Source organism: Klebsiella sp. WP3-W18-ESBL-02, assembly GCF_014168815.1.
Taxonomy (GTDB): Bacteria; Pseudomonadota; Gammaproteobacteria; order Enterobacterales; family Enterobacteriaceae; genus Kluyvera; species Kluyvera ascorbata_B.
The window spans coordinates 32,683-55,533 of sequence record NZ_AP021973.1 but is presented as its reverse complement, the minus strand read 5'-3'; the positions used below and the strand labels follow the sequence as shown (position 1 = coordinate 55,533).

Below are 22,851 nucleotides of genomic sequence, written 5' to 3'. Positions count from 1 at the left end.
TATTATCAGCCTGTCCGGTCTGGTGACGAATGGTAATTCGTTAAATAATTGCACTGCACATCCATAAAAATAGTCAGGATATTAAGTTTGTGGTGAGAAGGACGGCACATCAGACAAAAAAAATCCCGGCCAGGCCGGGAAAGGTGATCTTTATGCCAGCGTACTCGCCAGCGTTCTCTTTGTTATGTCCCCATACTAAACATGTATGGCCCAGAGTGAAACAATTTTTGAAACCTGCAATGAAAATACATTGTGTTTCCATTTTGTTTACCTGAAAAGAGACGAAATGTATTATTGCTTGAGATGCCTTTTTGCCATACGTTTTAGGGTTTGGAGTATTGTTTGGTAAGCAGCGAGTTCATTTTTGTACTCAGCAATCTCCGTCTCATTCTTAACATAGTCGTTTTCAAGCTTAGCTATAGTATCAGTGTATTCTTGCATACTCTGTTCAACTTTTTTTGTTGCTGTACGAAACGCAGCGCTTTTAGTCGTTCTGATACCAACGGGGAATGTTTTCCCGATTTCCACGTCATGTTTATAGAAACTGCTGATGCTTGTATTCCAGACGCTTGGCTTTTTGTCGCTAGGCCGAATTTTGATAAATGTGATTCCAGGGATTTTATCCACAAGAAAAACAGTTTTTTCACTGCCTTCTGCCGCATTCTTTTTCATTCGAATTGTTTTTACGCCAACTTCTATTAATTCGACGCTGGTTTTTATTTTCGACGGGTTGTCTACGTCCATATCAATAAATACCCGCCAGCATGACTGGCCCTCTTTTATCGATGAAGGACACGCTTGTGGAAAATGGTCTTTGTACATGGTAAACCCCAACAACCTGAAATATGTAGGATAAAGATTAAGGGCATTTATGCTGCTTACGAAATTCGGGGCGACTCACTAATCACAGGGTGCGCTGGATTGACTCTGCGGCCTGTTGCCTTAGTGCGTTGCTGATACCAATTGCTTCAGCGAGATAAGCAAGATTATCCACCAGCACACATCGTGTCCCGGAACTGAGATCTCCAGTTACTCCCCAGCGGAGCATTTCACCAGGAGCCGGTTCATAATTATCCAGTTCACACTCAAGAAGGTCTACTGGCTCTCCCAGATAATCAATTAAGACCGGCCTGATATCGCTATATTCGGCATCAATACCAAGTGGCAGATCTTTCCTGACATATTGCCTCAGAACAAATAAATCCCTTTCGCTACATTGAGGGAAAATTCCAACCGGCAAGTTTGTGATAAGAATAGCTGCACCTTTTGAATCGCCAATTTCCTGAACGAGTTTTGCGGCGCACCAGACCGCCCCCTTCAGGAACTCCAGATTTTCATGCGATTGCTGTAATGACATATAACCTCTTTCTTATTGTCTGGCCCGCTTAAATCCATCGTTGCCATATGATTTAAAATACTCAGTAAACCCCTTATCGCTTTCACGAGTGTCGGCTGCGGCTTTCGAATTTGCCTCTTGCATGTCTCTTTCGCCTTTTTCCTGGCTGAGTTTCATGAAAGTCTTAATGTTATCGTCATTAGGGTCAGCCAGTACTTTCTGATAAGCCTTCTGGTAGCGCTCATCCAGGCTTAACCCTATTCCGAGACTCTGGCATCCGCTAATGCCGGTTATGAAAGCAATGATCAGAAACTTTCGTAGGTACGCACATTTCATCATTACTCCTACCGGGATGACCCGAGCATTTTGTTCCAGGCCGTAATCAGTGACTGAATCCCAGAAGTGGGCACAGGAGCAACCCATTTACAGCAGCTGAACCACAGGCGGTTAAACCGGTGAGGCATTTTCGTGATGTAGTTTTCCTTATACTCAAAGTTGTATTTATCACCAACGATGCGCGGAACTTCTTTGCAGAACGGACAGCGTTGAGCACCCGCGCTCATTTCAGGAACGATGATGAACTCGGTTTCCCCCAGCGTATCTGGATCCCACGGTTCGCGTTCACGCCAGCATGTGCCTTCTGGGAGCACGATATTCTCGTCGCATACGATGTATTCAAAGGTGGGAAATAACAGTTGATGAACACCGTGTTTACGCCAGCGCACTAACGCCAGAAACTCAATATGTTCTGAGCTATCGGCTTCCCGGGGAACAATAAAACGGTATACACCTGCTTTAGTCGGTAACCCTTCGCCCCGGATGCCAACTGGAGTCCAGCTTGGTTCTGTTGAGATACGGCGTAGTGCAGTCATAGTTACTCCCATTAAATTTTCTTCGTTCAATTTCCAGAATGAATCGATCTTTAAATCACTCTAACGGTAACTATTCCGATTACGAAATTCCGTTACCTTTAGGAATGATCGTGTTAACAGCCAGCATTGCATTTTTGAAGAAGTGTGCATTGCTACTTCTTAACTTAACAGAAGCATTAGAACTGACCGGGCTCAATGCCAGTAATGCGGTGCTGCGTCCCAGCCAGCGATAATATGAGAATAAACCCCACGAATTCAGGAATTCTCGTTTCATAATTGACATCAATTCAGATCTATCAGTCTGGTTAACTTTTGGGAACGTAATGAAAACTGCGCTATCCGGGTTCCGGGACAACCAACTGAAAACCTCTTCATTGGTGTAATAATACTTACCTTGCGTAAACACTCGCCCATTAAATCCTAATCGCACGACTGAGGACGGTATAATGTTATGGCAATAATCGAGCATGGGATATCCCATTTTCATCTGAGCGATATCAATGCGATTATCGCTCGGAATGCTTGCAGGTGCATTTGCATTTTTGAAACCGCGAGTACTGATCGAGTAATGACCGTCATCTGCATTCTGATAAACCCAGAATGGCTTGCAATACTCTTCTGAGTCTATAGCGGCTGTAAGATACGCTTCATCATAACTTTCAAATAACTTTTTTACTTTAGTCTGGTGGTCTGCAATATTTCTGGATTGAAGGTCTGGCCTGATTTTTAAAGGAATAGAATACACCGGTTCAAATGCCTTGACCGTATGGCCAGAACTCGTATGGTTTAGCAAATACCCAACCCACTCACGTTGAATTCCTTTTCCTATATACTCGCCGCTGTTCGCCCCTGCGTTGGTATCAAAACGCACGATAGATGTTCCACGCGCAGAAAGCATATTTTCAAATTCAGCACGGATAATGTTGGTATTTTTGCTAGTTAACGAATTCTGGAGATCATGCATATGTAGCCACCATTCATGTTTCAGCTTCGACTCTCACTATAATCACATGTTGAAATTTATTGTTACAGTGAGAATGAGGACGTTTTGCACCCAAAAATAAATAGCTTTTTCAACCGCAATTTGTGGGCATAAATGGTTTTTCTTAGCGTAAAAAAATAGCCGACTATGTCGGCTATTGTGACGATTCAACAGCTGGTGGTCAGAAAATGCACATCGAGGCGTATGCCGTCTTCTGGGAAACTTCAGTAGGGTTACGACCAATGAAAATACTACGGTTATTTTCTTTCTCGCTACGCATGAAGCGGTAGAGGTGGATGGCTACTCCATGAGCTTTCTGCACATCACGTCGGTGCAGCACAAGGTGCATTCTTTTTGGTGGTATGTGTGGGAAACGTTTCGCCAGAATTTGTCCAAGCACGTTAAGTGATTCACTGTTCTCGCGTAGCTGGTAAAGGTCTTCCACGATGAAAAAGATGTTATTCCCCCTGTCGAGTTCGTCAGGTACGGGGCACACTTTTAATCGGCACTCGATGACTTCACAACTCCAGTCACGATGAGGCAGAGACATGATGATGTTTTCTTTCTGCAAGACATTCGACATAAATCCCACCTCACGGTAAAAGCTGTATCAGTTTAACTCCCAAAACCCTTCGGCTGTGGGTTCTGCATTACGCACCGGCTCTCAGATTCCTTAAGGCTTTGATCCAGTATTATTCTTGAGAAATTTGAGTTCAGAACTACCCGGCTTCCCTTTTTGGGCCGTCTTGATAAATTCCCGCTCTTTGAAATACCACCGTTCAACAATTTGTGAAGATAGCGTATTGGATTCCAAGGCATAAGCCTGCAACTCCCTCCATGCAGCTATGTTATGCGGTTTGTATTTTGCCAGCTTAATATCCAGTTCTTCTTGCCAAGATCTGGCGCGTTTTGTAAAAACCTTTCGACCCAGCATTGGGAAAACCAAGAGCCCTGCTATATTGCCGACGAACTGTACAGACCAGTCAGAGGTTATGTAAAACCATATCCCGGCATTAACCGAAACCAGAACCAATAACCATGTTCCATACGCTCGCTGAAATGGAGGGAAGCAGTTATCTCGCCACATTCGAATACTTTTTCCAATGCTGTTCAGCAGGTTTTCGTTTGTTTTCATCAGTTATCTCTGTTCCTCTTCAGCATAGGCCGTTTGTATCAATTCAAACCTGTTCACCCTGACTACTTGAAGAACTATCTGATCGGTAATGCACCTAACCGGCGTAGTGCATCAGTAACCTCGTCTATGCCGAATAAAGACATTGGCGGGACTTTATCTCCAGAGATTGAGCAGGCTGTACACAATGCATTGTATGAGCTTACTCGTTCACGATGTAGAGACTGAAGGCTTACGATCAACAGATCTCGCTCTGGGCCCGTGGTAGCTCCTATAAGGTCAAATAAACTTTGTTTAACCACTTACGTAATCCTCCGTCAAAATCAGTCAAGAGTGCGCTCATTCTCCTCAGTTTCATTTTTTAATGAACGGAAAAGGTCGACAAATCAGGCGGTATTAAAGACACCATCGTCTTTTAGTCCCATCCGTGTGTATACATCATTAATATGCTTGTGAATATATTGAAGATCACTTGCCTGCTCATGCTGTCTGATACGGTCTTCATGGCGAGAATTGGATAACCGAATGCAACGTTCCCGTTGTTCAACAATGTACTCAGTACACTGGGTATGTTCAAACATGACCTCTCCCCATTGCCTGGCAGCGCGGAGATACAACCCTCTTTCTTCCAGGTCCCGGGCAAGTATCACCGATTTGGTCGCTGGTATCTGGTACATTTCTTCAGCGAGCAGGAACGCTGCTGCACATTTTCTTTGTCCCATATCTACCTCTACCCTTTGTATAGAGTCGACATCTGGGCAGAAGTGAATGAGATTAACTCTTCAACCTGCCATTCGCTGATACTCTCCTGGTGGATAACCGAGTCCAGAAGTGAGCAGAAGACCCGACCTTCACAGAAGGCATCGAATAAGGTTTGCCAGGCACCGGCGAATCGCCCGGCCAGTTTACTTCGCTGACGTTTACTGCGGCAGCGATGCAATTCTTGCTGAAACAAGGATTCGTTTTCCGCACTGCTTTTTTCATGCAGAGCATCCCATAACTGGTTGAACCGTGTTTCAGTACAATTTCTGGCCGTTACCATCGTCATAATATTTCCTTCAGAGGCGGTTAAGCCTGTATCAATGTTGCTATTTGATATCTATTTTCCACGTAATATTCAGGTGACGAAATCTCAGCTATAAATCGCTGATGGCTAATTAGTCTGACCCGCATTTCTCCCGGTTGTACGCCCCACCAGGTAGCACCCATTCTTTTGACATGTTAATGACGGGCAATGTATAGACCGGATTTACCGCTTGCAGCAGCGCTTCCTCATCCGTGATATTAATAGGAGAAATATTCTGGCTTAGATCCAGAACATTTATTCGTTTACGACTGATAGTGACCCCAAAGCGGTTTTCATAGTTGGCCATTGCGTGAATACGCTCGGGGAAATAATGTTTGATGGTTGCCCATATGCGAGCACTGTTGTATATACACGTTAAGCATGAACTGCGACCCCATCCAAGACGATACGGTACTGGGGCTGTAACACGATGTTTTGCTAAAATCTCCCAGACTTGTTCTTCAGACCATTCAAGTACTGGCCTCCAGGCATCAACTTGTCTTTTTTTGCAACTGCTGGTATGTGGCTCCAGTTGTAAGTAATTGAATCTATTAGAGCTTTCCGCTCTCCTTTCCCCCGTAATAAAAAGCACCTTTTTTCCGTCAAAGCGTCTCTGATTTGTGAGTGCTCGCCGACCAACATCAATTTTTAGTGCTGATGAGCACCAACGTGTTTTAAGGCTTGGTGATTGCTGAGGGAACCGAAGTCGCGTGGCGGGAGTGCTTCGCTGGATATCACGTTCCGCGATTATTAATCCATCTGGGGTTTCGATACATTGCGGGCGACTGTAGCCATTCTCTTTCAGCATCTCACCTTCCATTCCTCCCTGAAGCCAGGAGAACATCAACGGTATCTGAAATGTTGAAGCTATTTTGCGGTTGTAGTCGGCCATAAATGGCCAGTCCATTAAAGTACTTCCCTCGCGGCCATCAACATCGTGATGCCAGAGTTCCACCCTGGACAGATCGACCCCGATGTCAATTAAGTGGAGAAGGCAGGCTATGGAGTCTTTTCCGCCGCTAAGGCAAATGATTATCACGTCATAGCAAGATATGTCGATATCTGGAGCGTTCCTGTACGTTTGTCCTGATAGTGGCGTGGTGATGCCTGCTATGCTACTCAGTGCAGGAATAATAAAGTTATCGTCGATTAAATCACTCACTTGCCGCGCTCCTGCTCTGAAGTGAATTTGTCAGAATCGCAGCAAGTCTAGTCTCGCCTAATGATGAGGCCAGATCTGATAGCGCTAGTTTACCTGCTGCTTCCATACCAAGTGCCTTTACTCGACTGGTATCAAGAACTGCAATTCTTTGGCCTGTTGCCTTACAGACAAGCGCATATCGACATACGCTTAATGTGCGATGGATGATGAATGAGAACATTTGATTGTCGATTTGTGCGCTGAATTTGCAGATCACATTTACTTTATGCGTCAACCCATTCTGGATTATGATTGTTGCAACATCGTCTTTAGGCATATCTACCTCCGGCTTTTTACTAAGCCTAATACGACGCTAACAGCTGACGAAATTTGCTTACAGATATAACTTTCACTGCAAATATCGTGTTATGAGTGACTGATTACTGCTTTGGAGACAGAATGGATTTTTCTAAAACTACTGTAGTGAAACCCGGTTTAATTGGTGATAACAACGCGTATTGGGCGATGCACTTTTGCTCAATTATTGAAACCCTTTATGATAATAACCGGATGAAGGTACGTTTTAATTCCCCTCTCATGGGGAAACATACACCAACAATGAGAAACCTAGTTTCATTAGCTGGTGAAGGATATTTTTCTTTAATTAAAGATCAGTTCAGAAACTTCGGTCTACAAAATTTGCTCTGCCACTATCTGATGAGTTATGAAGGTAGAGAAGTCTTAAATACTATACTTATTAATTTGTCTGATTATCGCAATGTCGATATCCTCGCTAATATGAGCCAGTTTGGTGTATTCATTAGCTGCCGTGACTTTAGAAGTGGCACTAATTTTGCGGTAGAGCATAATCCTTATCTACTTGGCCATGAGAATGTCTTTTATAATTCAGTTTATAATAGCTTAAAGTTTGCAGATCTATGCATTCTTTTCCGTATGAGAACGAATCCTAACCAAGAATCAGCTACTTTGTTTGGCATTCTTGGAGAGGTCGAAGGAAACAATGGTCAGGACTTGAAGAGACCGGCCTTCTGGGGAAGGAAAGGTTTGTATTTGTCTTTTGGTATTGGAGTCAATCCTAAACCCAAGGGGGAAAAACGTTCTAATCAATTTCAGCTTAATGACTGTACTTGCCAGTGGGTAAACGCTGCTGATGGTTATAAATTTGTCGCTATTTTTGAGTCAGAACACCATCTTGTTACAGATTATCTCGATGCAATAGGTACTATTGAACACCTTAATAAATTTGGCCCCAACCATCCTTTTCTAACACATTATCCAGCTCGGCACATTCTAAACATTGTGAGAGATGGCTGGGATAAATCAGTTGATATATTGATTACTGAACTGCGACGTTATCTTGCGCCTAACGAATTAGCTTCGCTAGGAACAAATCCAGTAATACCCTTTATACCCTCATTCAAACATTAAAATAAATGGGGCTACGGCCCCATTTTTTACTCACGATATAAGATGTAATAACATTTTCTGACCTGCATACTGTTGTTCAGGTAACCACAAAGTGCTTCACGACCATCCTGACTACGACCTATCCATAGGCCAGCCAAGCGTTTATCTGGTTGCTCAGACAGTATGAAAATTTTGCTGTTAATAAGACCAATGAATGGGCGTTCTACTCCCTGGGGGACTACAAAATTCCCCAGCGGTTTGTAACTTTCCAGGTTCAATACGATCGCAGCTGTCTGGTCACTGGAATTGTCAGCATCGTCCTGTTGCTCGCTGGCAGCAGGTTGTTGGTAGTTTTGAGAAGGCTGCTGAGCATAGAAATCGTTCGGATCGATCGATTCTGCGCTGGTTATGAAGGGCAATAGTGCTAAAAGGCCAAAAACAGCTTTTTTCATATGTCCACCATAGGGTTATGCGTTTAAATATGATTAGGCTATCAGTACCAATGCTGTCAGGCTAAAAACAATGGGGACAAATTGAGGGCTTTTATGTTGTGTTTATTGCTATTTTTGTCCTGCAATAGCATCTATTTCACACAATACACAGTGACATTTAGCTGGTGGCTCAAGTCGTTCGAATTGCGTCAGATTATGCAGACGTAATCGAGGTATACGTCTGACAGCATGATGGCCACACGAAAGTTCAAGAAACCAGATTCGTCCGTTACGGCTCCCGTCCTGAACCTTTACGTTTACAACTTCTCTCCATATGCGAATCATGGCTAACCTTCTGCCGGGCTCGGTGGTTCATCGTTGTCCTGGGTAATTTTAACGTAATCACCCTGATTGATAACGATTACTTCATTAAGATGAGGGCTGTAACGTACCCTCTCTACTTCGTCGAGATAGTCCACATGTCTACGCGCCTTGTTATTCGAGAAGCCGAGCGCTTTCCCTATTGCGTGAACTGATGGCCCACGGCCACCATTTCTGTTCATGTATTTTTTGACATACGTGATGATTGCTTTCCTGTCACTGGTCATGTCCGGGAGTTCGGCAATGTCATCATGACCTTGTCCTTTCGCTACGCGCAGCGTCATAGACTTTCTTTCACCATCGATAATGATTCGTCCCTGGTCATGCAACTGCCGGATACGCCGGGAAACGAGCCCTTTTGAATACCCCAGAGAAGAACAGATCTGCTCGTAAGACGGTGCTGCACCCTGCTCTTTGATTTCTGTCACAATGAAATCAAAGAGCCTGTCCAGGTGGGCATTTGCTTTTGGGGCGTTCTGTGCTTTTCCAGAAACACTACCGGCGTTGTCTTCAGTCATATCCCTTCCGTCCAGTTGGTGGTTGTTAATTAATGCGGGCTATCGACGTTCTTCGTCGAACTGAGACTAAAAGGCACGACGTCCGCTTTTACATCAGTTAAGGAGTGATTACCGCAGAGTTGCCCTTTAACTTTAGTCAGGCCCACCAGCGCATCCTCAAGCAGTTCTGATTCCTGAGATGTCACATTACTACCCAGTTCCATACCGATTTTTTCGCCCGCGTCCTTGAGGATACTGATAGCACGATCGATAGATTCACTGTACATAATCGCCACCTTGTTCGTTTTGTTAACATAGCCAATTAGTGCGTGTTCAGCTATAGCTGAGTTGTTTTATCACCTGTTTATGCGGCCCTTTTTCTTGCCAGGCAGCGAGCTAAAACCCGTTCCCTGGCTTCATGCTGCTCATCGATACAAAGCTGAATTCCCAACCCCAGGATGTAACGCTCCTGAAGTTCTGCCGGATGGAGGAAATTGAGCGCGGTGAAACCAGCTGGCACGGAACCATATTTGGCCAGGCTGTCTTCGTAACGTCGCTGGGCTATTTCACAAATTAAGTTATATTGAGCAATAGCTGCCTCACGTCCAACTTGATTGAATATTTCAACCGCCAGGACTTCCGAACATGTCTGCATTTTTGCATCCGTTTTGTTTACCTGACATCAGTATCACCCCGATGTGCTGGCTAACGAAATTTACGGATAGATGAATGTAATGAGGGGAATAGAACGTAATGGAATGTTTATACTGAACCCAAATTATGGGGAGCTTGATAATCAAATGTGGAAGTCTGTTGAGAAGCAGACTTCCAGACTTGGTATTAACTGGTTTTCTGACTATTAAGCCAGCTGATTAGCTCATCTTGCGTGTCAAAAGACGCGACAAAGGTCTGCTCCTGATCAGGACGTTGTGCATCCCTTATCGCTCTGAATGGAGCTTCACCGCTATAGTAGAATATTGGCTCCGCACGGCGTTTGACCCATGCTGATTGCTCGCGCTCTGCGAGCTCGCAGGCTTCTTCGTAATTGTCCGCTACTCCCAGCACTGTCGAACGATCCCAAGCTCCTCCATTCAGGCATCGAACAGTGATTTTCCCGTCCGGGCAAGTAATGCCATATGGATGATCCCACCAGGCATCAAGCTGAGACTTTGAGCGCTTTTCATTAGGTGTATCGTCGAAGTTTTTAGGTAATACCGGATTAAGGGGTATGCAGTTTGGCACTTGGATTCTCCCTGTAGCCTGAATCTACAAATAGGCAGTAAGCAATGTTCGTCAGGTTAACATGTACCTCCTGTTAGGTAATTAAGTACTTCGTTCCATTTTCGATATTCGCGTTATCTGACTCATTTTCTCCGACTTCAGGAGATCTCCATGCTGCTACGTAAGCCATGTGAATCAGGCTTGTTTTTCGCCCCGCTTTGACCCCATTTCCATGATGTTCTCAAACCTCGCGCTGTTACAGTAGGACAACTGCTACTGACGAGGTGAATATGACCAGATACCTTGGATACTGCGCCCTTGCGCTCCTTACCGTCCTGCCGACCGCTTCGGTATATTCTGCTGTACAGAATGATACAATGGGCCTATACGCTCCCGATCCCAGCTACACACCTGACATCCAAAATTCAGCACCTGTAACGCCTTCTCCGGGGGATGACAGTCTGTACAGTGATGACGTACCCGATTCATCTACCGCTCCAGAAAGCACCATTACCCCCCTGAATAGCTTTGATGTTATGTCTTTTTCTATAGGGCCGGTAAGCCTGCGGATGACAGCTTCTGAAGCGATCACTGCTATCACTGACAAACTTGGCCAGTCTGCTGGTGAAGAAATTCAAAAGCGCTACAGTAACAACTCATTGAATAGTATTTTCTGGGGAGATGCTCACCAGGAGACGGTGGTCTATTTTATCCCCGATACGGCAGTTGACCCCATTGAGCCGGTGGCTTACAAAATCCGCTTTTCATTCAGCAACCCTGATCTCTTACTGAAGTCGGCGATCGAGAAATATGGAGAGCCTTCAGTCTCTGATGCCCAGAGAGGTCGTTATATCTGGTGCAAGGCACTGGCGGAGAAAACGAATAAGTGTGATGACAGTAAATCTGAGCTTACGCTGACAACGCGAGAAGTTGAAGACACTGGCATCCTGACTCTCAGCGACCCAACGGTCTCATTTGATGCCTCGCGGACTGCAACGGCCACCCCGGATAAAGACCAGGCTGCGACTGAAGATAACCAGGGGCCATTGCCACAGCTCTGAAGTCGTCCGTCGCTGTCCAGCATCCTTTTGCAGGATTACTAAACCGACTGAATTCGTCAGCCGGTTTTTTTATCTGAATTTTACATTAGCGTCTGAAAGTACGCTTTCCAAACGGGCTTATCTCTTTGACGTGAAAACCCGCATTAGTCAGCATCCTGGCCATGACAACTGATGCAGGAAGACAGGATGCCTCCACTTTATGGCCGGGAGTAGCATCCAGAATACTTTGCAACATGGAGCGCCCAAATCCTTTTTGTCTTTGACTCCTGGTAACACCAAACATCCTGATTTCCAGATGTGAAGCAAGTCCATTTGCACCATTTTTGCCCGTCAGTAGGGCAAAACCTATCGCTGCGCCATTATGTTGAGCATCAAAGACAAACAAGAAATCGGCGCAATTCTCTCCCCGTTCCCGCCTGGCAATGGCTTCTGAGATCTGACTTTCGAACTGAGACAGTCCGTCATCATCATCAAAGTTAAAATACCCATCCCGCATACCGTCGCGAATCACCGCTATGATAAAGGGAACATCCTGTTTGGTTCCAAAGCGCATTTCAGGGGCAGATAACACCGTCATCAGTTTGTCTCTCGTAACCGTTATTATTCCATCAATTTGATTACATGGAGGTAAAGAGGTCAATAGAAATGAACGGGGTATTTCGCTGATGACCATTTGATCGGTGTTAGTGGTTTCAGTAGCAGAGCCAGGAGGTATATAAGGCCAGCAAAAATGCCAGCCTTTTTCATTTAAACCGGTTTTCTTATGATTCTCTTGATCGGCATTCCTGCCTTATCAAAATATCGGGTTGGCCATATTTCTTGAGGTTCTTCACCAATTGCATTAGCGATGATGATCTCGCCTCTAGGCCAGTCACGTGTCAGTGCATTTGCCAGAGTGCTGCTTGAAAGACCGTTAGCCCTACTCAGTGAGGCAAGTGACAAACCTTTCTTATGTAGCGCAGCTATGATGTCTGCCTTATGCCAGTCCTGTTTTTCCATCTCCATTTCCTTTGGTGGTGAATCGGAACATGGTTTGCAGTACCAGCTAATGACGACTGGCGAGCCGTAAGGCTCCCACGCCCCGACCCACCATTGACAAAAAACAGGCGAGCGAGTGCGAACCGTTCAAGTACATGAACGGCGTGTCATTAGTCGGGGCTGCAAATCCCCACTCTTACGATTTAGTAAGGGCTACAACAGTTTACAGCATTTAAAGGGTGTATCAGAAGTGTTAATGCCGTAAGTTTGCGAGTCGGTTTGAAATTCAGATAATAACTATGCTTAATGGCCTGTTCAGGAAAGCACTTCGATGCTGTTCATATAGCCAAAGCCGAATATCCGCTTTCTGCCGATCCCGAAAGCGTATGCCTGTTCAAGTGCGCCGACATCTTCAATCACGCATTCAGCATCGTACTGGCTCATCGGTACAATGATCTTGTGGGATGTACGGCCAACGCTCCCGGGCTTAATAATATGGAACTTGGTGCTTCGAACGATACGTAACCGTCCACAGATCACTCCGGCCCGTTCCAGGTGATAGTGGATATAATCCGGGAGTTCATGGGCAGGTGGACAAATCTCTCTTTTCCGGCCTCCAGCTTCCTCGCGTCGAATAGTGGCCAGCGAGCCGCAGATTCGAATTTTCTGGCCAGACACAAACATGATTTCCTTCATGACTTCGCCAGGGAGCCCGAGTGCAACAGCCGTTCTCAGAACAACCTGGGTGTCGGAGGCACTTTGTTTGCGAGAGTAGAAGGTGTATGGGAGTCGCGACCCAGAACGTTCCTGGACTACCTTATCCAGTTGCTGGTGGATCCCATACACGTCACCTGGGGCGATTCTGAACCTGAGCGCACATTCAAAGTATTTCACGCCACATTCCTTGCTGAACATAATGAATTTTCAATATTAGTTTCAGGGTATGGCATGGACGGCGAGTGACGAAATTATGAGGGGGGAATACGGCCAGTCCTTTGGCCGGTGTGGTCAGAGAATCATTTCGATACTTTCGCCGTGGAATATACCGATCACATCTGTCTTGAGGCGGTTACTCCTCGGCTTTACTTCATTGGCCACGAACTCTGGCAATGGCCGAATTTTCACGTGCTCATCCTGAATGATAATGAACGGCATAGATGAAGCGGCAGAAAGACGCAGTATCTGGTCGGGGTGTTCAGGATCAGCCATCGCGATGTTTGCAGCTGGATGCACTTTAACCGGACGGCGTAAGCGAAGCTTTTCTTCCGGTACACGCGCAATAGCCTTAATCAACGAGTTGAGTCTGACTGATTTATCTTCATCTTCCTCGATGTCCTTGCCCATCTTCTGGAGCAACTCGATTTTGTTAACCCTGCTAAAAAGCGTCTTTTGCCTCCAGCCGAAACTGACCAGATTGACGTTAGCATTATCAAACATACGCAGCTGCCGATAGAGATGCAGGGTCATGACACCAGGGCAGGCGCTATGCAGCGCGTTGAAGCGCATGTATTCCGGTCGGCGATCACCACCGTAGTTTTCGATGATGTGGCGTTGAATGCTCTCTTTATGCTGGTTGATGGATGTCACCAAACGGGTAACCAGCTGAGAGAATTCCGCATCTGTATTGTCGTACCATAATACGCCGGTAGTGCGCCGAGCGGACTTCTGCGAATAGCCATCCCTGATATGCAGGTCAGCGTATGCCGCGCAGGCAGCATGGACAGCATCGTGTCCCTGTTTCAGCTCAGGCATGATGTGTTCGATGGCCATATCTTCTTCGCCATCAGCAACGGCTGGCAGGACGCAGACACTCGCCTTGAGCGGAAGCCGGGAACCCAGCACTCCACGAAGTTGTGTGATCTCGCTCTCCAGCGTCTGGAAAGTTGTTGAGATATTCATTTCTATCCCCGAAAAAGGGCTCTAAACTCCCTCCGCTGCACGGAGGACTGTATGTACATACATACTCATAACAAGCGAAACCGAGTATATCAAGTTCGTTTTGTTTACAGACGAATTTTATCGATGACGAATGAAGTTTTCACTGCTGATTAGCCAATCCTGACGCGAGGGATTTCATTAATGTTAGTGAGATAGGATGGTGACAATAACTCCCGCCGCATCGTCCAGTCTTTGTCGATGCCCTGGCCCGCAAACCATAATTTCCCCCGACCTGACCGGTTAATTCTATCCATCACGCCCATCAACGCTTCACCATTGGCAAAGAGTCGGTTCTCACCAAACAAATCGAGCTGGCTGGTGGCGCTATCATAAAAGTCAGATAGCATCACTCCGGCTTTATGGTATCGGTATCCCTCCTGCCAGATATGCCGGAGCCCTGCGACCGCAGCCGCAATGATTTCCCGGGTATCGGCGGTGGGGTTTTCCAGCTTGACTGTCTGCTGGCCACTGTAAGGGGCCGTTTTCGAATAGTAACTTGTGCCAATAAAAACCGTTATGCAGCGACAGTATTGCTTCTCTTCGCGCAGCTTCTCGCCTGCACGTTCGGCATACTCACACACCGCCTGGTGCATTGCTTCGTAGTGCTCTATTTTCTGGCCGAATGAACGCGAGCTGATGATCTGCTGCTTAACCTTCCTCACCTCTTCCAGGGCTATGCAGGACTCGCCATTCAATTCGCGCTGCGTTCGCTCCAGTACGACTCCAAATGTGTTACGGATAAGCGATGTTGGCGCATTGGCCAGATCGAGAGCAGTCCTGATGCCCATGCTGTTCAGTCTGGTGGCATATCTCCGGCCCACCCCCCAGACATCGCTTACGTCAATATATGGCAATAATTTACGTTGTCTTTCTGGACTGCTGAGATCAACCACTCCGCCTGTTTTAGTCCATGTTTTTGCAGCTTTATTTGCTAGTTTTGCCAAAGTTTTAGTTGTCGATATGCCCACCCCCACGGGTATATGGGTGCTCTTTAATACGGTTTTCTTTATTTCTCTTCCATAGTCATCAAAATTATAATTTTTCTGCATTCCTTCAAACGAAAGGAAAACTTCATCAATACTGTAGACCTCAGTATTACTGGAGAATTTAAATAATGTCTCACACACCCTACGGGAGATCTCCGCGTACAAGGCATAGTTAGAACTGAAAACATGTACACCGTTAGCTTCAAAGAATGCTTTCTTCTGGAAGTACACGTCACCATTCTGGATACCTAATTTTTTAGCTTCCGCTGAACGTGCCACGACCATGCCATCATTGTTCGAAAGGCATACAATTGGCTTGTTCACCAGATCGGGCCGAAAGACTCTCTCGCAGGAGGCGTAAAATGAGTTGCAATCCACCAGGCAGAACATCACAAGGCCTTGTACACGATGAAGGTCACCACGCCAAAAATGGCCAGTTCTTCGCCTTCTTTCAGATAGATCGGTGACATCCGGCTATTCATTGGCAGTAGCGCGGGAGCCGGGCTTAGCTGCAACCGCTTAATGGTGAAATCACCATCAACGGTCGCAATCACAATATCCCCCTCTTTCGCCTCAAGTGAGCTATCCACGATGACCAGATCGCCTTCGTGAATACGTGCCTCTACCATCGATGAACCTGTTACTCGTAAGAAGTAGGTTGCAGATGGATGTTTGATGAGGTGAGTATTTAGATCAATAAATTCATCAACATAATCGGAAGCGACTGAAGGGAAACCTGCGCTGACAGGCTCAACGAACAACGGGAATTGGCCTGGTGATTGTTGTGTCACTGGGATAAGTTTCATAATGCTCTGCTCTTCGTGGTGCTGTATATCCATACAGTATTATAGACAGGAGCCAGGAATTTTCGCACCTCCTTTTCCGAAAGTTATTTTCCGCTATCACTCTTCAGGTTTTTCTTATCACTTGTCCAGAAGTGGGTAACTGCACATAACAAATTGCAACCATATGATTCCTCAGTTCATTTTCAGAATTTACTCGTGCTTACTTCGTATACAATTCGGAATTTATCCGTACATTTTATAAGGAGTAATAACGATGAAGCAGTTTACAAATGAAGCAACTCAACAAATGCTGGCCGACTTTGACAAATCCCCTTTCTCTGACGCTGATCTGGCCGCAATGGATGTGGATGCTCGACAAATTATTGAGCAGAACGCTGAAAGGGATCGCCAACACCCGGTAACAGCAATCTGGCGTGTTGCGGTCGAGGGAAGCCTGACTGCGCGAGGTGGTGTCGTAACCGCTGTTGATAGCGCCAGGGTTATGGATCTAGGCAACGGTCAAATGGTCAAAATCGCAGTGGAGGGTGATGCAGTCACTTATACCGATGGTTCATCTGCACGGATTGTTTCAAGCGCTGGCCAGAAAGCTACACACTTCGAGAAAGGGCTCGCGCTGGTGGGCAGCGTACTGGATAACGGGGATGAAATTGTCTCGACCCCGCAGGACAGATTAGTGCTGTTATCGCGCAAAGGTATGGCTGAAGCCCCCGACTTTCTGGCAATACCCGGAGGCGTGACTCATGGGGTATCGAACTAACAATTATGGCCGGGGCCAGGCGCTCCACGGAGATAAAACCACCACAGGCGCGACCGTCCTTACTTGGGGTCAGTTTGGATATCGAAAATTATTGTACGTTAAGGCTATTTTTTGACCTTTCGACTTTAGCGGGTCTCAACCGACGAAACTTACCGGAAGCCGGTATCCGGTTGCTTTTCCAGATATAATCGCCTGTCAGATTGATATGCTCCCAGCCTAGCGGGGACAAATGCGACAGCAATTGATCGTTGATCTTCACCCCTTTACGCTTCAGGGCATCGACCGCTCTTTCCATATAGACGGTATTCCACAGCGAGATAGCTGCCGTCAGCAGCGTCAGTCCACTGGCGCGATAGCTCTGATTTTCCGGTTTACGATCCCTGATTTCACCCAGACGGTGCAGGAATACCGCGCGCGCCAGCGCGTTACGGGCTTCTCCTTTATTCAGTCCCGCCTGGACCCGCCGACGAAGTGCCGGATCGCGGAACCAGTCGATCATAAACAGCGTTCGTTCAATACGGCCAATTTCTCTCAGTGCTTTGGCAAGTCCATTTTGCTTTGAGTAGCTGGCAAGCTTTTTCAGCATCAGGGATGCCGTCACTGTTCCCTGCTTTATCGAGGTTGCCAGACGCAACACTTCACGCCAGTGAATTTCGATCTCTTTCAGGTTCAGGCTGGTCGTTGATATCAGTGACTGAAGCGCCGGGTACTGGTCTGCTTTCCCTTTGATAAACAGCTTCTTGTCATGGAGATCCCTGATTCGCGGACAGAACGCAAATCCCAGCAGATGCATCAGGGCAAAGACATGATCGGTGAAACCCGCGGTATCGGTGTAATGCTCCCTGATTTTCAGGTCACTTTCGTGGTACAGCAAGCCATCGAGAACATGGGTTGAATCCCTGACCCGACTTATTATGCAGGTGTAAAACGGGCTGTATTGATCCGAAATATGGGTATAAAACTGTCGTCCGGGCTCCTGCCCATATTTCGGGTTAACCTGTCCTGCGTAGCGGCCAGTGCTGCCTGTTCTGAAATTCTGTCCATCTGATGATGATGTTGTCCCGTCTCCCCAGAATGCCGCCAGCGGCCTTTTCCCCTGCGCGTTTACCAGTTCTGCAAGGGCGGCTGAATAGGTTTCGTCGCGGATGTACCATGCCTGAATATCTTCAAGTGATGATTTGGTACTCCCGGGGCAGGCTTCTGCCATTTTTGTCAGGCCAAGATTGATGCCATCCGCAAGAATGGTGGTGAGAAGCAGGCGGGTATCGGGACGGGTAATGTCATTTTTTATATGCGAAAAATGTCGGGTAAACGTCGTCCAGCCGTTTACCTCATCGAGAATTTCCGTGATTTTAGGGCGCGGTAGCATGCTGTAAACCAGCTCTGCCAGCGGTGAAACCTGCGCCGGTACGCAGTTATCCAGCGGAGAGACTTTTACGCCCCTGTCGGAAATTTCCACATCGGGCAGTTCACCAAGGGCTGCCATGGCATTGACCTCTTCAAGTCTGGACTGAAGCAGGGTCATACGGCTGGTAATGTACTCATGGTAATCAGCAGATACGGGCAGTGGCAGCGCCGGAGTGAGTTTGTCAAAGTCCTTTTCGGGAATGAGGTAATCATCAAAATTTTTGTAGCGCCGTGAGCCTTTAACCCAGATGTCCCCGGAGCGCAACGCTCCCTTAAGCTCGCTGAGCGCACAAAATTCATAATACTGCCGATCAATACCCGCAGGTGTAATCACCACCCTGTGCCAGCTTTCAGGGACAAACTCAAGCGGCGCAGTCGCCGGAACTTTACGTGAGTGCTTCAGGTACATATCCTTGATCACAACCAGCGCATCAGCCAGAGGTTGCGCTGCCGGGGTTGCGACTAACTGTAAAGTGGATAACATGCGTGGGGCATATTTCCGTAATATGCTGTATTTCTCGGTAATAATATGCAGCGGGTCAAAATTATTTTTTCTGGCGAGATGGCGTGTTTCCTCCAGACTGGCGACAAATTCAGGCCATGGGAGTATATTTTCTATTGCGAGCCATGGATCGTCACCGGAATCGCGGGCATCAGACAGCGCCTGACCGACATCGATGTACTGCCTCAGTTTTGACTGGATCAGCTTTCCGGTCTGCTGAAGGCGCTCTGCCTGTGTTCTTTTGGCTTTGCTGAAAAGGCTGTTCAGCATTCGCTCATGCAACTCAATCACTTCGTCTGTCAGTGTGGCTCTGGCTTCTTCCAGCACGCACACCAGGATCGCATGACGCCGGGTTGCTGAAAATCGGGTCAAATCACGGCTACTCATCTTCCGGCCTTCCCGCGCCAGTTTCAGCAACCGGTTCTGGTGAATGGTACGATCTATACCTTCCGGTAATGCCAGCGATTCAACGCTGCTGAGCCGATCAAGATGTTGCAGCACGTTCTTACCATTGATTTTACCCGGCGGTTGCAGAAGCCATGTCAGCCTGGAAGACTGATTATCCGATGACTCAAGTAAACGATCCAGGGCATCCCTGTGAGCCGGAGTTAACGGGGCATTCAGAGTCTGAAATACGATTTTATCGCCGCCTGCCATGGCCTCAGCACAGGTACGCTCCACGACATCAATCGCGGGGATTATTACGTTGTTCTGCCGGAGCCAGACCAGCATCTCTTCGGCCAGGAGAATACCTTTATCAGTACGCGTCGCCATCGACAGCAGGTGTGTAATACAGTCCTGCTGTATTTTGCCGGTAAATGCCTTCACGCCAAGATAGCGGTACAGTTCGGTTAAATGCTCGCGCCGGGTCGTATCCCTGCCGGAAAGGTAAGCAGGCCAGAGATCACCGGTAAGATTTAGCCTGCTGGCGATATGTTTCAGCAGTGCATCAGAGGGTGGGATTTTTTTATCCGGGGCAAAGCCAACATTTTTCAGATAGCAAAGAAGGACGGCAAAACCAAAACGGCTGGCGGGTTTACGGTGAGCACAGATAAGCGCCAGATCATGCTCACTGAAATAGGCCATCCGGGTCAGCGTTAACTCATCGTCTGGCAATGCCAGTAATGATTCTCTTTCCGACAGAGAAAGAATCTGCCTCCTTGCCATATAGTTTCCCTCATAAATTATCCGATGCGGTATTTTTAACAAAAATGGTTATCGCATAAGGGTACACCCTGACGGTATAACCAAAACGTGACATCACACGATTTATGCCATAACCTATATGCGATAGATTAAATGCAATAACTTAAATGCGATATTATGGCGGAAAAATGTTCATCAGAGCTTATTTAAGGGCATCGACGGAAGATCAGTTCGCTGACCGGGCAAAAGAGATGCTGGAGCAGTTCGTTCAGCAGCGGGGACATAAAATCGCCAGCTACTACCGGGAGAATATCAGCGGCACAAAACTTGATCGCCCTGAGCTGGGGCGCTTACTGATGGACAGTCACCACAATGATATCTTGCTGGTCGAACAGATAGACCGTCTGACCCGTCTGAGCAACAGCGACTGGATGACGCTGAAAAAGCAGATAGAAAAACATGAGCTGCGGATTGTCAGTCTTGATGTGCCCACCTCATGGCAGGCGCTGTCAGATAAAGATCCTTCGCAGGCGGACCCGATTACTCGCGCAGTAATAACCGCCATCAATAACATGCTAATCGACCTGATGGCCGCGATGTCGCATAAGGACTGGCTGAGCCGCCGACAGCGGCAAAAACAGGGGATTGAACGGGCTCATACACTAGGTAAATACCAAGGTAAGCAAGCTGATCGGGAGCGTCACCAGAAAGTACTGTATTATCGGCAGGTTAAGAAATTGAGTATTCGTGAAACCGCAGATGCAACAGGTTACAGTGCTTCGCAGGTATGTCGGATACAAGCGCTGTATAAAAATAATGAATTTTCCTGAAAGGCTGGAATAACGGTGTTTATTGCGATCATTGCATAGGCGTCATAGTTAGGGCTTGTTAATGACTAGCAGCCTGGAAGTACGCTGTGTGCCAAATCCAAAAATAGTCATTCACACCCTGAATCACTTTAAAGTGATTCAGGGTATGCGCTTATAGCTGCCATTCAAGGCGTTAATAATTTTTGTAGATTTTCTATTCCATATAATATGTTTTCAACGAATCTGGAGAAATGAAGTGCCATGTGTGTATGGCACTTCATCTCTTATTTACTCATTGACTCCGTTACCGTCTGCCAGGTTATGAAACCACCACTCAGATTATATGTCCGGAAGCCGTGAGCCTGCAGAATACGGTATGCCACATGCCCGCGCAGGCCACTCTGACATCCTATAAAAATTTCTTTATCTTTAGGCAATTTTCCAAGGTTTTCCCGCAGGGAATCAAGAGGGATGGATAGCGCGTCAGGATATTCACCAAATTGTTTCAGTTCGGCAGGAGAGCGAATATCAAGTAAACAATAACTGCCCGGTTCCCGTTGTAACACATCGCTGACATGACATATGACCGTATCTCCTTTCATTACATTTGTCGCCACCATACCAGCCTGGTTAACGACGTCCCTTGCACTGTTAAAAGGTGGAGCATAAGTCAGCTCAAGATGTTCGAGATCGTTGACGGTAAGCCCCGCGCGCTGTGCGACAGACAGGACATCGATGCGTTTATCAACCCCTTTTTTCCCTGATGCCTGAGCCCCGAGAATTTTACCGGTATCGGGGCTGAACAGCAGTTTCAGACTGATCATCGTTGCCCCCGGGTAGTAACCGGCATGATCAGCGGCATGGACGTAAACCTTCTCGTATCGGGTGCCATGAACTTTCAGCTGCTTTTCATTCGCACCGACGCTGCCAATACTCAGCGAAAATACCTTACAAATGGATGTCCCCTGACTGCCATGGTAAAGGCTGTGACGATCTAGCATGTTATCAGCAGCAATGCGTCCCTGGCGGTTGGCGGGCCCTGCCAGAGGAAAATTAGCGGGTTCCTGAAAGACAAAGTCTGGGGTTTCAACGGCATCCCCCACGGCGTAGATGTCAGGGATACTGGTCTGCATACAGGCATTGACGCTTATGCCTCCCCGTTTACCCACTGCGAGCCCGGCTCCTGTGGCAAGGCTGTTCTCAGGTTTTACCCCGATGGCGAGAATAACCATGTCGGTCTGCAGAAACCCACCCTCAGACAGTGCAACGCGGAATCCCGTCTCTGTCCGCAGTACCTCGGTGAGCGCCGTTCTGAGACGCAGATCCACGCCATGACTCCGGATTTCCTGATGCAGGGCAGATGCCATTTCAGGATCAACCGGAGCCATAACCTGTTCCCCCATCTCCAGCAGGGTCACACTGATCCCCCGTTCGCTCAGAGCCTCCATCACTTCAAGTCCGATAAATCCCCCCCCGACAAGCGTGGTGTGAGCTACGTGATGTTGCTCAATCCACCCCAGGATAGCATCCATGTCAGTAAGATTTCGCAGCGTAAAGACACCCTCTTCCTGTAGCCCGGGCAAAGGAGGGACAACCGGAGCGGCGCCGGTACTGAGGAGCAGACGATCCCATTCTTCGCTATAGACCTCCCCTGAGGTCAGATTTTTAACCGTCACCGTTTTATTAACCGGATCCACTGACGTCACTTCATGACAGATACGGACGTCTATGTTAAAGCGGGATTTAAAATCCTCCGGGGTTTTCAGAATCAGTGACTGCCTTAAAGGAATTTTTCCGCCTATATGATAAGGTAATCCACAGTTGGCGAAAGAGACATCGCTTCCCCGTTCAAACACAACAATACTGACATCCTCTGATAACCGACGAGCTCTGGCTGCAGCGGATGCCCCGCCGGCAACACCACCAACAATCACTATTTTCATTACATCCTCTCTGTTCACCCGGGGCGAAATG

28 protein-coding genes are annotated in these 22,851 nt (G+C 47.1%); 4 read left to right on the top strand and 24 right to left on the bottom strand.

What is annotated here, in order from left to right; all coding sequences use genetic code 11:
- Nucleotides 1–291: 291 nt before the first annotated feature.
- The 11 genes from H7R56_RS25105 to H7R56_RS25055 form a co-directional block, all read right to left on the bottom strand.
- On the bottom strand, nucleotides 292–822 hold the full coding sequence (locus tag H7R56_RS25105; RefSeq protein ID WP_007372158.1) for a hypothetical protein: 531 nt from the start codon (nucleotides 820–822) through the stop codon (nucleotides 292–294).
- A gap of 82 nt (nucleotides 823–904) precedes the next feature.
- Nucleotides 905–1,357 (bottom strand): hypothetical protein, encoded by a 453-nt coding sequence (locus H7R56_RS25100; RefSeq protein ID WP_182928836.1) that lies wholly within the window; start codon nucleotides 1,355–1,357, stop codon nucleotides 905–907.
- A gap of 12 nt (nucleotides 1,358–1,369) precedes the next feature.
- Complete coding sequence (locus H7R56_RS25095) at nucleotides 1,370–1,675, bottom strand: hypothetical protein (protein WP_032941601.1); 306 nt, start codon at nucleotides 1,673–1,675, stop codon at nucleotides 1,370–1,372.
- Between the two features lie 5 nt (nucleotides 1,676–1,680).
- Nucleotides 1,681–2,208 (bottom strand): hypothetical protein, encoded by a 528-nt coding sequence (locus H7R56_RS25090; RefSeq protein WP_007372155.1) that lies wholly within the window; start codon nucleotides 2,206–2,208, stop codon nucleotides 1,681–1,683.
- A gap of 79 nt (nucleotides 2,209–2,287) precedes the next feature.
- Nucleotides 2,288–3,172, bottom strand: coding sequence for a hypothetical protein (locus tag H7R56_RS25085; protein ID WP_007372154.1), 885 nt, complete (start codon nucleotides 3,170–3,172; stop codon nucleotides 2,288–2,290).
- Between the two features lie 199 nt (nucleotides 3,173–3,371).
- Nucleotides 3,372–3,773: a hypothetical protein gene (locus tag H7R56_RS25080; RefSeq protein WP_020996135.1), complete on the bottom strand. Its 402-nt coding sequence runs from the start codon at nucleotides 3,771–3,773 to the stop codon at nucleotides 3,372–3,374.
- Nucleotides 3,774–3,863: 90 nt separating this feature from the next.
- Nucleotides 3,864–4,325 (bottom strand): hypothetical protein, encoded by a 462-nt coding sequence (locus H7R56_RS25075; protein WP_009653863.1) that lies wholly within the window; start codon nucleotides 4,323–4,325, stop codon nucleotides 3,864–3,866.
- Nucleotides 4,326–4,708: 383 nt separating this feature from the next.
- The gene (locus tag H7R56_RS25070; RefSeq protein WP_008786801.1) at nucleotides 4,709–5,044 is read right to left on the bottom strand and encodes a PerC family transcriptional regulator; all 336 of its coding nucleotides are present in this window, start codon (nucleotides 5,042–5,044) and stop codon (nucleotides 4,709–4,711) included.
- Nucleotides 5,045–5,052: 8 nt separating this feature from the next.
- Nucleotides 5,053–5,370: a hypothetical protein gene (locus H7R56_RS25065; RefSeq protein WP_020996134.1), complete on the bottom strand. Its 318-nt coding sequence runs from the start codon at nucleotides 5,368–5,370 to the stop codon at nucleotides 5,053–5,055.
- A gap of 109 nt (nucleotides 5,371–5,479) precedes the next feature.
- Entirely contained in the window at nucleotides 5,480–6,550 is a 1,071-nt protein-coding gene (locus H7R56_RS25060) for a phosphoadenosine phosphosulfate reductase domain-containing protein (RefSeq protein WP_007372151.1), read from the bottom strand.
- Nucleotides 6,543–6,866 (bottom strand): hypothetical protein, encoded by a 324-nt coding sequence (locus H7R56_RS25055; RefSeq protein WP_020996132.1) that lies wholly within the window; start codon nucleotides 6,864–6,866, stop codon nucleotides 6,543–6,545. The genes H7R56_RS25060 and H7R56_RS25055 overlap by 8 nt, the downstream gene beginning before the upstream one ends.
- A 122-nt stretch (nucleotides 6,867–6,988) precedes the next feature.
- Between H7R56_RS25055 and H7R56_RS25050 the strand changes: the two genes are divergently transcribed.
- Nucleotides 6,989–7,978: a hypothetical protein gene (locus H7R56_RS25050; RefSeq protein ID WP_007372150.1), complete on the top strand. Its 990-nt coding sequence runs from the start codon at nucleotides 6,989–6,991 to the stop codon at nucleotides 7,976–7,978.
- 26 nt (nucleotides 7,979–8,004) lie between these two features.
- Here the strand turns inward: H7R56_RS25050 and H7R56_RS25045 are convergent, their stop codons facing one another.
- The 5 genes from H7R56_RS25045 to H7R56_RS25025 all read right to left on the bottom strand — a co-directional run bounded on the left by H7R56_RS25045 (nucleotide 8,005) and on the right by H7R56_RS25025 (nucleotide 10,508).
- Entirely contained in the window at nucleotides 8,005–8,409 is a 405-nt protein-coding gene (locus H7R56_RS25045) for a hypothetical protein (RefSeq protein ID WP_008786799.1), read from the bottom strand.
- A 326-nt stretch (nucleotides 8,410–8,735) separates the two neighbouring features.
- The gene (locus tag H7R56_RS25040) at nucleotides 8,736–9,287 is read right to left on the bottom strand and encodes a LexA family transcriptional regulator (RefSeq protein ID WP_007372149.1); all 552 of its coding nucleotides are present in this window, start codon (nucleotides 9,285–9,287) and stop codon (nucleotides 8,736–8,738) included.
- Between the two features lie 29 nt (nucleotides 9,288–9,316).
- On the bottom strand, nucleotides 9,317–9,553 hold the full coding sequence (locus H7R56_RS25035) for a hypothetical protein (protein ID WP_007372148.1): 237 nt from the start codon (nucleotides 9,551–9,553) through the stop codon (nucleotides 9,317–9,319).
- Between the two features lie 77 nt (nucleotides 9,554–9,630).
- The gene (locus H7R56_RS25030; protein WP_007372147.1) at nucleotides 9,631–9,921 is read right to left on the bottom strand and encodes a hypothetical protein; all 291 of its coding nucleotides are present in this window, start codon (nucleotides 9,919–9,921) and stop codon (nucleotides 9,631–9,633) included.
- Nucleotides 9,922–10,106: 185 nt separating this feature from the next.
- Nucleotides 10,107–10,508, bottom strand: coding sequence for a hypothetical protein (locus H7R56_RS25025; RefSeq protein ID WP_008786797.1), 402 nt, complete (start codon nucleotides 10,506–10,508; stop codon nucleotides 10,107–10,109).
- A 269-nt stretch (nucleotides 10,509–10,777) separates the two neighbouring features.
- Between H7R56_RS25025 and H7R56_RS27790 the strand changes: the two genes are divergently transcribed.
- Nucleotides 10,778–11,548 carry a hypothetical protein gene (locus H7R56_RS27790; protein ID WP_020996131.1) on the top strand — a complete coding sequence of 257 codons (771 nt, stop codon included), beginning with the start codon at nucleotides 10,778–10,780 and terminating at the stop codon, nucleotides 11,546–11,548.
- A gap of 85 nt (nucleotides 11,549–11,633) precedes the next feature.
- Here H7R56_RS27790 and H7R56_RS25015 read toward each other — a convergent pair whose 3' ends face one another.
- From H7R56_RS25015 to umuD, 6 genes are all read right to left on the bottom strand, one after another.
- Nucleotides 11,634–12,125 (bottom strand): GNAT family N-acetyltransferase, encoded by a 492-nt coding sequence (locus H7R56_RS25015; RefSeq protein WP_000217395.1) that lies wholly within the window; start codon nucleotides 12,123–12,125, stop codon nucleotides 11,634–11,636.
- A gap of 170 nt (nucleotides 12,126–12,295) precedes the next feature.
- Nucleotides 12,296–12,553, bottom strand: coding sequence for a helix-turn-helix domain-containing protein (locus H7R56_RS25010; protein WP_001333498.1), 258 nt, complete (start codon nucleotides 12,551–12,553; stop codon nucleotides 12,296–12,298).
- A gap of 288 nt (nucleotides 12,554–12,841) precedes the next feature.
- A complete protein-coding gene (locus H7R56_RS25005) occupies nucleotides 12,842–13,222 on the bottom strand; it encodes a type I-E CRISPR-associated protein Cas6/Cse3/CasE (RefSeq protein ID WP_127649377.1) in 381 nt (126 codons plus the stop codon).
- 312 nt (nucleotides 13,223–13,534) lie between these two features.
- Entirely contained in the window at nucleotides 13,535–14,425 is an 891-nt protein-coding gene (locus H7R56_RS25000; protein ID WP_007372144.1) for a DNA replication terminus site-binding protein, read from the bottom strand.
- Nucleotides 14,426–14,574: 149 nt separating this feature from the next.
- The gene (gene umuC, locus H7R56_RS24995) at nucleotides 14,575–15,840 is read right to left on the bottom strand and encodes a translesion error-prone DNA polymerase V subunit UmuC (protein WP_009652912.1); all 1,266 of its coding nucleotides are present in this window, start codon (nucleotides 15,838–15,840) and stop codon (nucleotides 14,575–14,577) included.
- Nucleotides 15,840–16,256, bottom strand: a complete 417-nt coding sequence (gene umuD, locus H7R56_RS24990) for a translesion error-prone DNA polymerase V autoproteolytic subunit (protein ID WP_008786793.1) — start codon at nucleotides 16,254–16,256, stop codon at nucleotides 15,840–15,842. The genes umuC and umuD overlap by 1 nt, the downstream gene beginning before the upstream one ends.
- A gap of 253 nt (nucleotides 16,257–16,509) precedes the next feature.
- Between umuD and H7R56_RS24985 the strand changes: the two genes are divergently transcribed.
- Complete coding sequence (locus H7R56_RS24985; RefSeq protein WP_007372141.1) at nucleotides 16,510–17,013, top strand: hypothetical protein; 504 nt, start codon at nucleotides 16,510–16,512, stop codon at nucleotides 17,011–17,013.
- 88 nt (nucleotides 17,014–17,101) lie between these two features.
- Here the strand turns inward: H7R56_RS24985 and H7R56_RS24980 are convergent, their stop codons facing one another.
- Nucleotides 17,102–20,089: a Tn3 family transposase gene (locus tag H7R56_RS24980; protein WP_016241615.1), complete on the bottom strand. Its 2,988-nt coding sequence runs from the start codon at nucleotides 20,087–20,089 to the stop codon at nucleotides 17,102–17,104.
- A 167-nt stretch (nucleotides 20,090–20,256) separates the two neighbouring features.
- On the opposite strand from H7R56_RS24980, the gene H7R56_RS24975 reads away from it, so the two are divergent.
- A complete protein-coding gene (locus tag H7R56_RS24975) occupies nucleotides 20,257–20,898 on the top strand; it encodes a recombinase family protein (protein ID WP_045269835.1) in 642 nt (213 codons plus the stop codon).
- Nucleotides 20,899–21,161: 263 nt separating this feature from the next.
- Here H7R56_RS24975 and H7R56_RS24970 read toward each other — a convergent pair whose 3' ends face one another.
- A complete protein-coding gene (locus H7R56_RS24970) occupies nucleotides 21,162–22,820 on the bottom strand; it encodes an FAD-dependent oxidoreductase (protein WP_025760366.1) in 1,659 nt (552 codons plus the stop codon).
- Between the last annotated feature and the right edge of the window lie 31 nt (nucleotides 22,821–22,851).

Coding starts and splice junctions, on each gene's coding strand:
- H7R56_RS25105 (WP_007372158.1), bottom strand. CDS start 822: ATGTACAAAGACCATTTTCCACAAGCGTGTCCTTCATCGATAAAAGAG.
- H7R56_RS25100 (WP_182928836.1), bottom strand. CDS start 1,357: ATGTCATTACAGCAATCGCATGAAAATCTGGAGTTCCTGAAGGGGGCG.
- H7R56_RS25095 (WP_032941601.1), bottom strand. CDS start 1,675: ATGATGAAATGTGCGTACCTACGAAAGTTTCTGATCATTGCTTTCATA.
- H7R56_RS25090 (WP_007372155.1), bottom strand. CDS start 2,208: ATGACTGCACTACGCCGTATCTCAACAGAACCAAGCTGGACTCCAGTT.
- H7R56_RS25085 (WP_007372154.1), bottom strand. CDS start 3,172: ATGCATGATCTCCAGAATTCGTTAACTAGCAAAAATACCAACATTATC.
- H7R56_RS25080 (WP_020996135.1), bottom strand. CDS start 3,773: ATGTCGAATGTCTTGCAGAAAGAAAACATCATCATGTCTCTGCCTCAT.
- H7R56_RS25075 (WP_009653863.1), bottom strand. CDS start 4,325: ATGAAAACAAACGAAAACCTGCTGAACAGCATTGGAAAAAGTATTCGA.
- H7R56_RS25070 (WP_008786801.1), bottom strand. CDS start 5,044: ATGGGACAAAGAAAATGTGCAGCAGCGTTCCTGCTCGCTGAAGAAATG.
- H7R56_RS25065 (WP_020996134.1), bottom strand. CDS start 5,370: ATGACGATGGTAACGGCCAGAAATTGTACTGAAACACGGTTCAACCAG.
- H7R56_RS25055 (WP_020996132.1), bottom strand. CDS start 6,866: ATGCCTAAAGACGATGTTGCAACAATCATAATCCAGAATGGGTTGACG.
- H7R56_RS25050 (WP_007372150.1), top strand. CDS start 6,989: ATGGATTTTTCTAAAACTACTGTAGTGAAACCCGGTTTAATTGGTGAT.
- H7R56_RS25045 (WP_008786799.1), bottom strand. CDS start 8,409: ATGAAAAAAGCTGTTTTTGGCCTTTTAGCACTATTGCCCTTCATAACC.
- H7R56_RS25040 (WP_007372149.1), bottom strand. CDS start 9,287: ATGACTGAAGACAACGCCGGTAGTGTTTCTGGAAAAGCACAGAACGCC.
- H7R56_RS25035 (WP_007372148.1), bottom strand. CDS start 9,553: ATGTACAGTGAATCTATCGATCGTGCTATCAGTATCCTCAAGGACGCG.
- H7R56_RS25030 (WP_007372147.1), bottom strand. CDS start 9,921: ATGCAGACATGTTCGGAAGTCCTGGCGGTTGAAATATTCAATCAAGTT.
- H7R56_RS27790 (WP_020996131.1), top strand. CDS start 10,778: ATGACCAGATACCTTGGATACTGCGCCCTTGCGCTCCTTACCGTCCTG.
- H7R56_RS25015 (WP_000217395.1), bottom strand. CDS start 12,125: ATGACGGTGTTATCTGCCCCTGAAATGCGCTTTGGAACCAAACAGGAT.
- H7R56_RS25010 (WP_001333498.1), bottom strand. CDS start 12,553: ATGGAGATGGAAAAACAGGACTGGCATAAGGCAGACATCATAGCTGCG.
- H7R56_RS25005 (WP_127649377.1), bottom strand. CDS start 13,222: ATGAAGGAAATCATGTTTGTGTCTGGCCAGAAAATTCGAATCTGCGGC.
- H7R56_RS25000 (WP_007372144.1), bottom strand. CDS start 14,425: ATGAATATCTCAACAACTTTCCAGACGCTGGAGAGCGAGATCACACAA.
- umuC (WP_009652912.1), bottom strand. CDS start 15,840: ATGTTCTGCCTGGTGGATTGCAACTCATTTTACGCCTCCTGCGAGAGA.
- umuD (WP_008786793.1), bottom strand. CDS start 16,256: ATGAAACTTATCCCAGTGACACAACAATCACCAGGCCAATTCCCGTTG.
- H7R56_RS24985 (WP_007372141.1), top strand. CDS start 16,510: ATGAAGCAGTTTACAAATGAAGCAACTCAACAAATGCTGGCCGACTTT.
- H7R56_RS24980 (WP_016241615.1), bottom strand. CDS start 20,089: ATGGCAAGGAGGCAGATTCTTTCTCTGTCGGAAAGAGAATCATTACTG.
- H7R56_RS24975 (WP_045269835.1), top strand. CDS start 20,257: ATGTTCATCAGAGCTTATTTAAGGGCATCGACGGAAGATCAGTTCGCT.
- H7R56_RS24970 (WP_025760366.1), bottom strand. CDS start 22,820: ATGAAAATAGTGATTGTTGGTGGTGTTGCCGGCGGGGCATCCGCTGCA.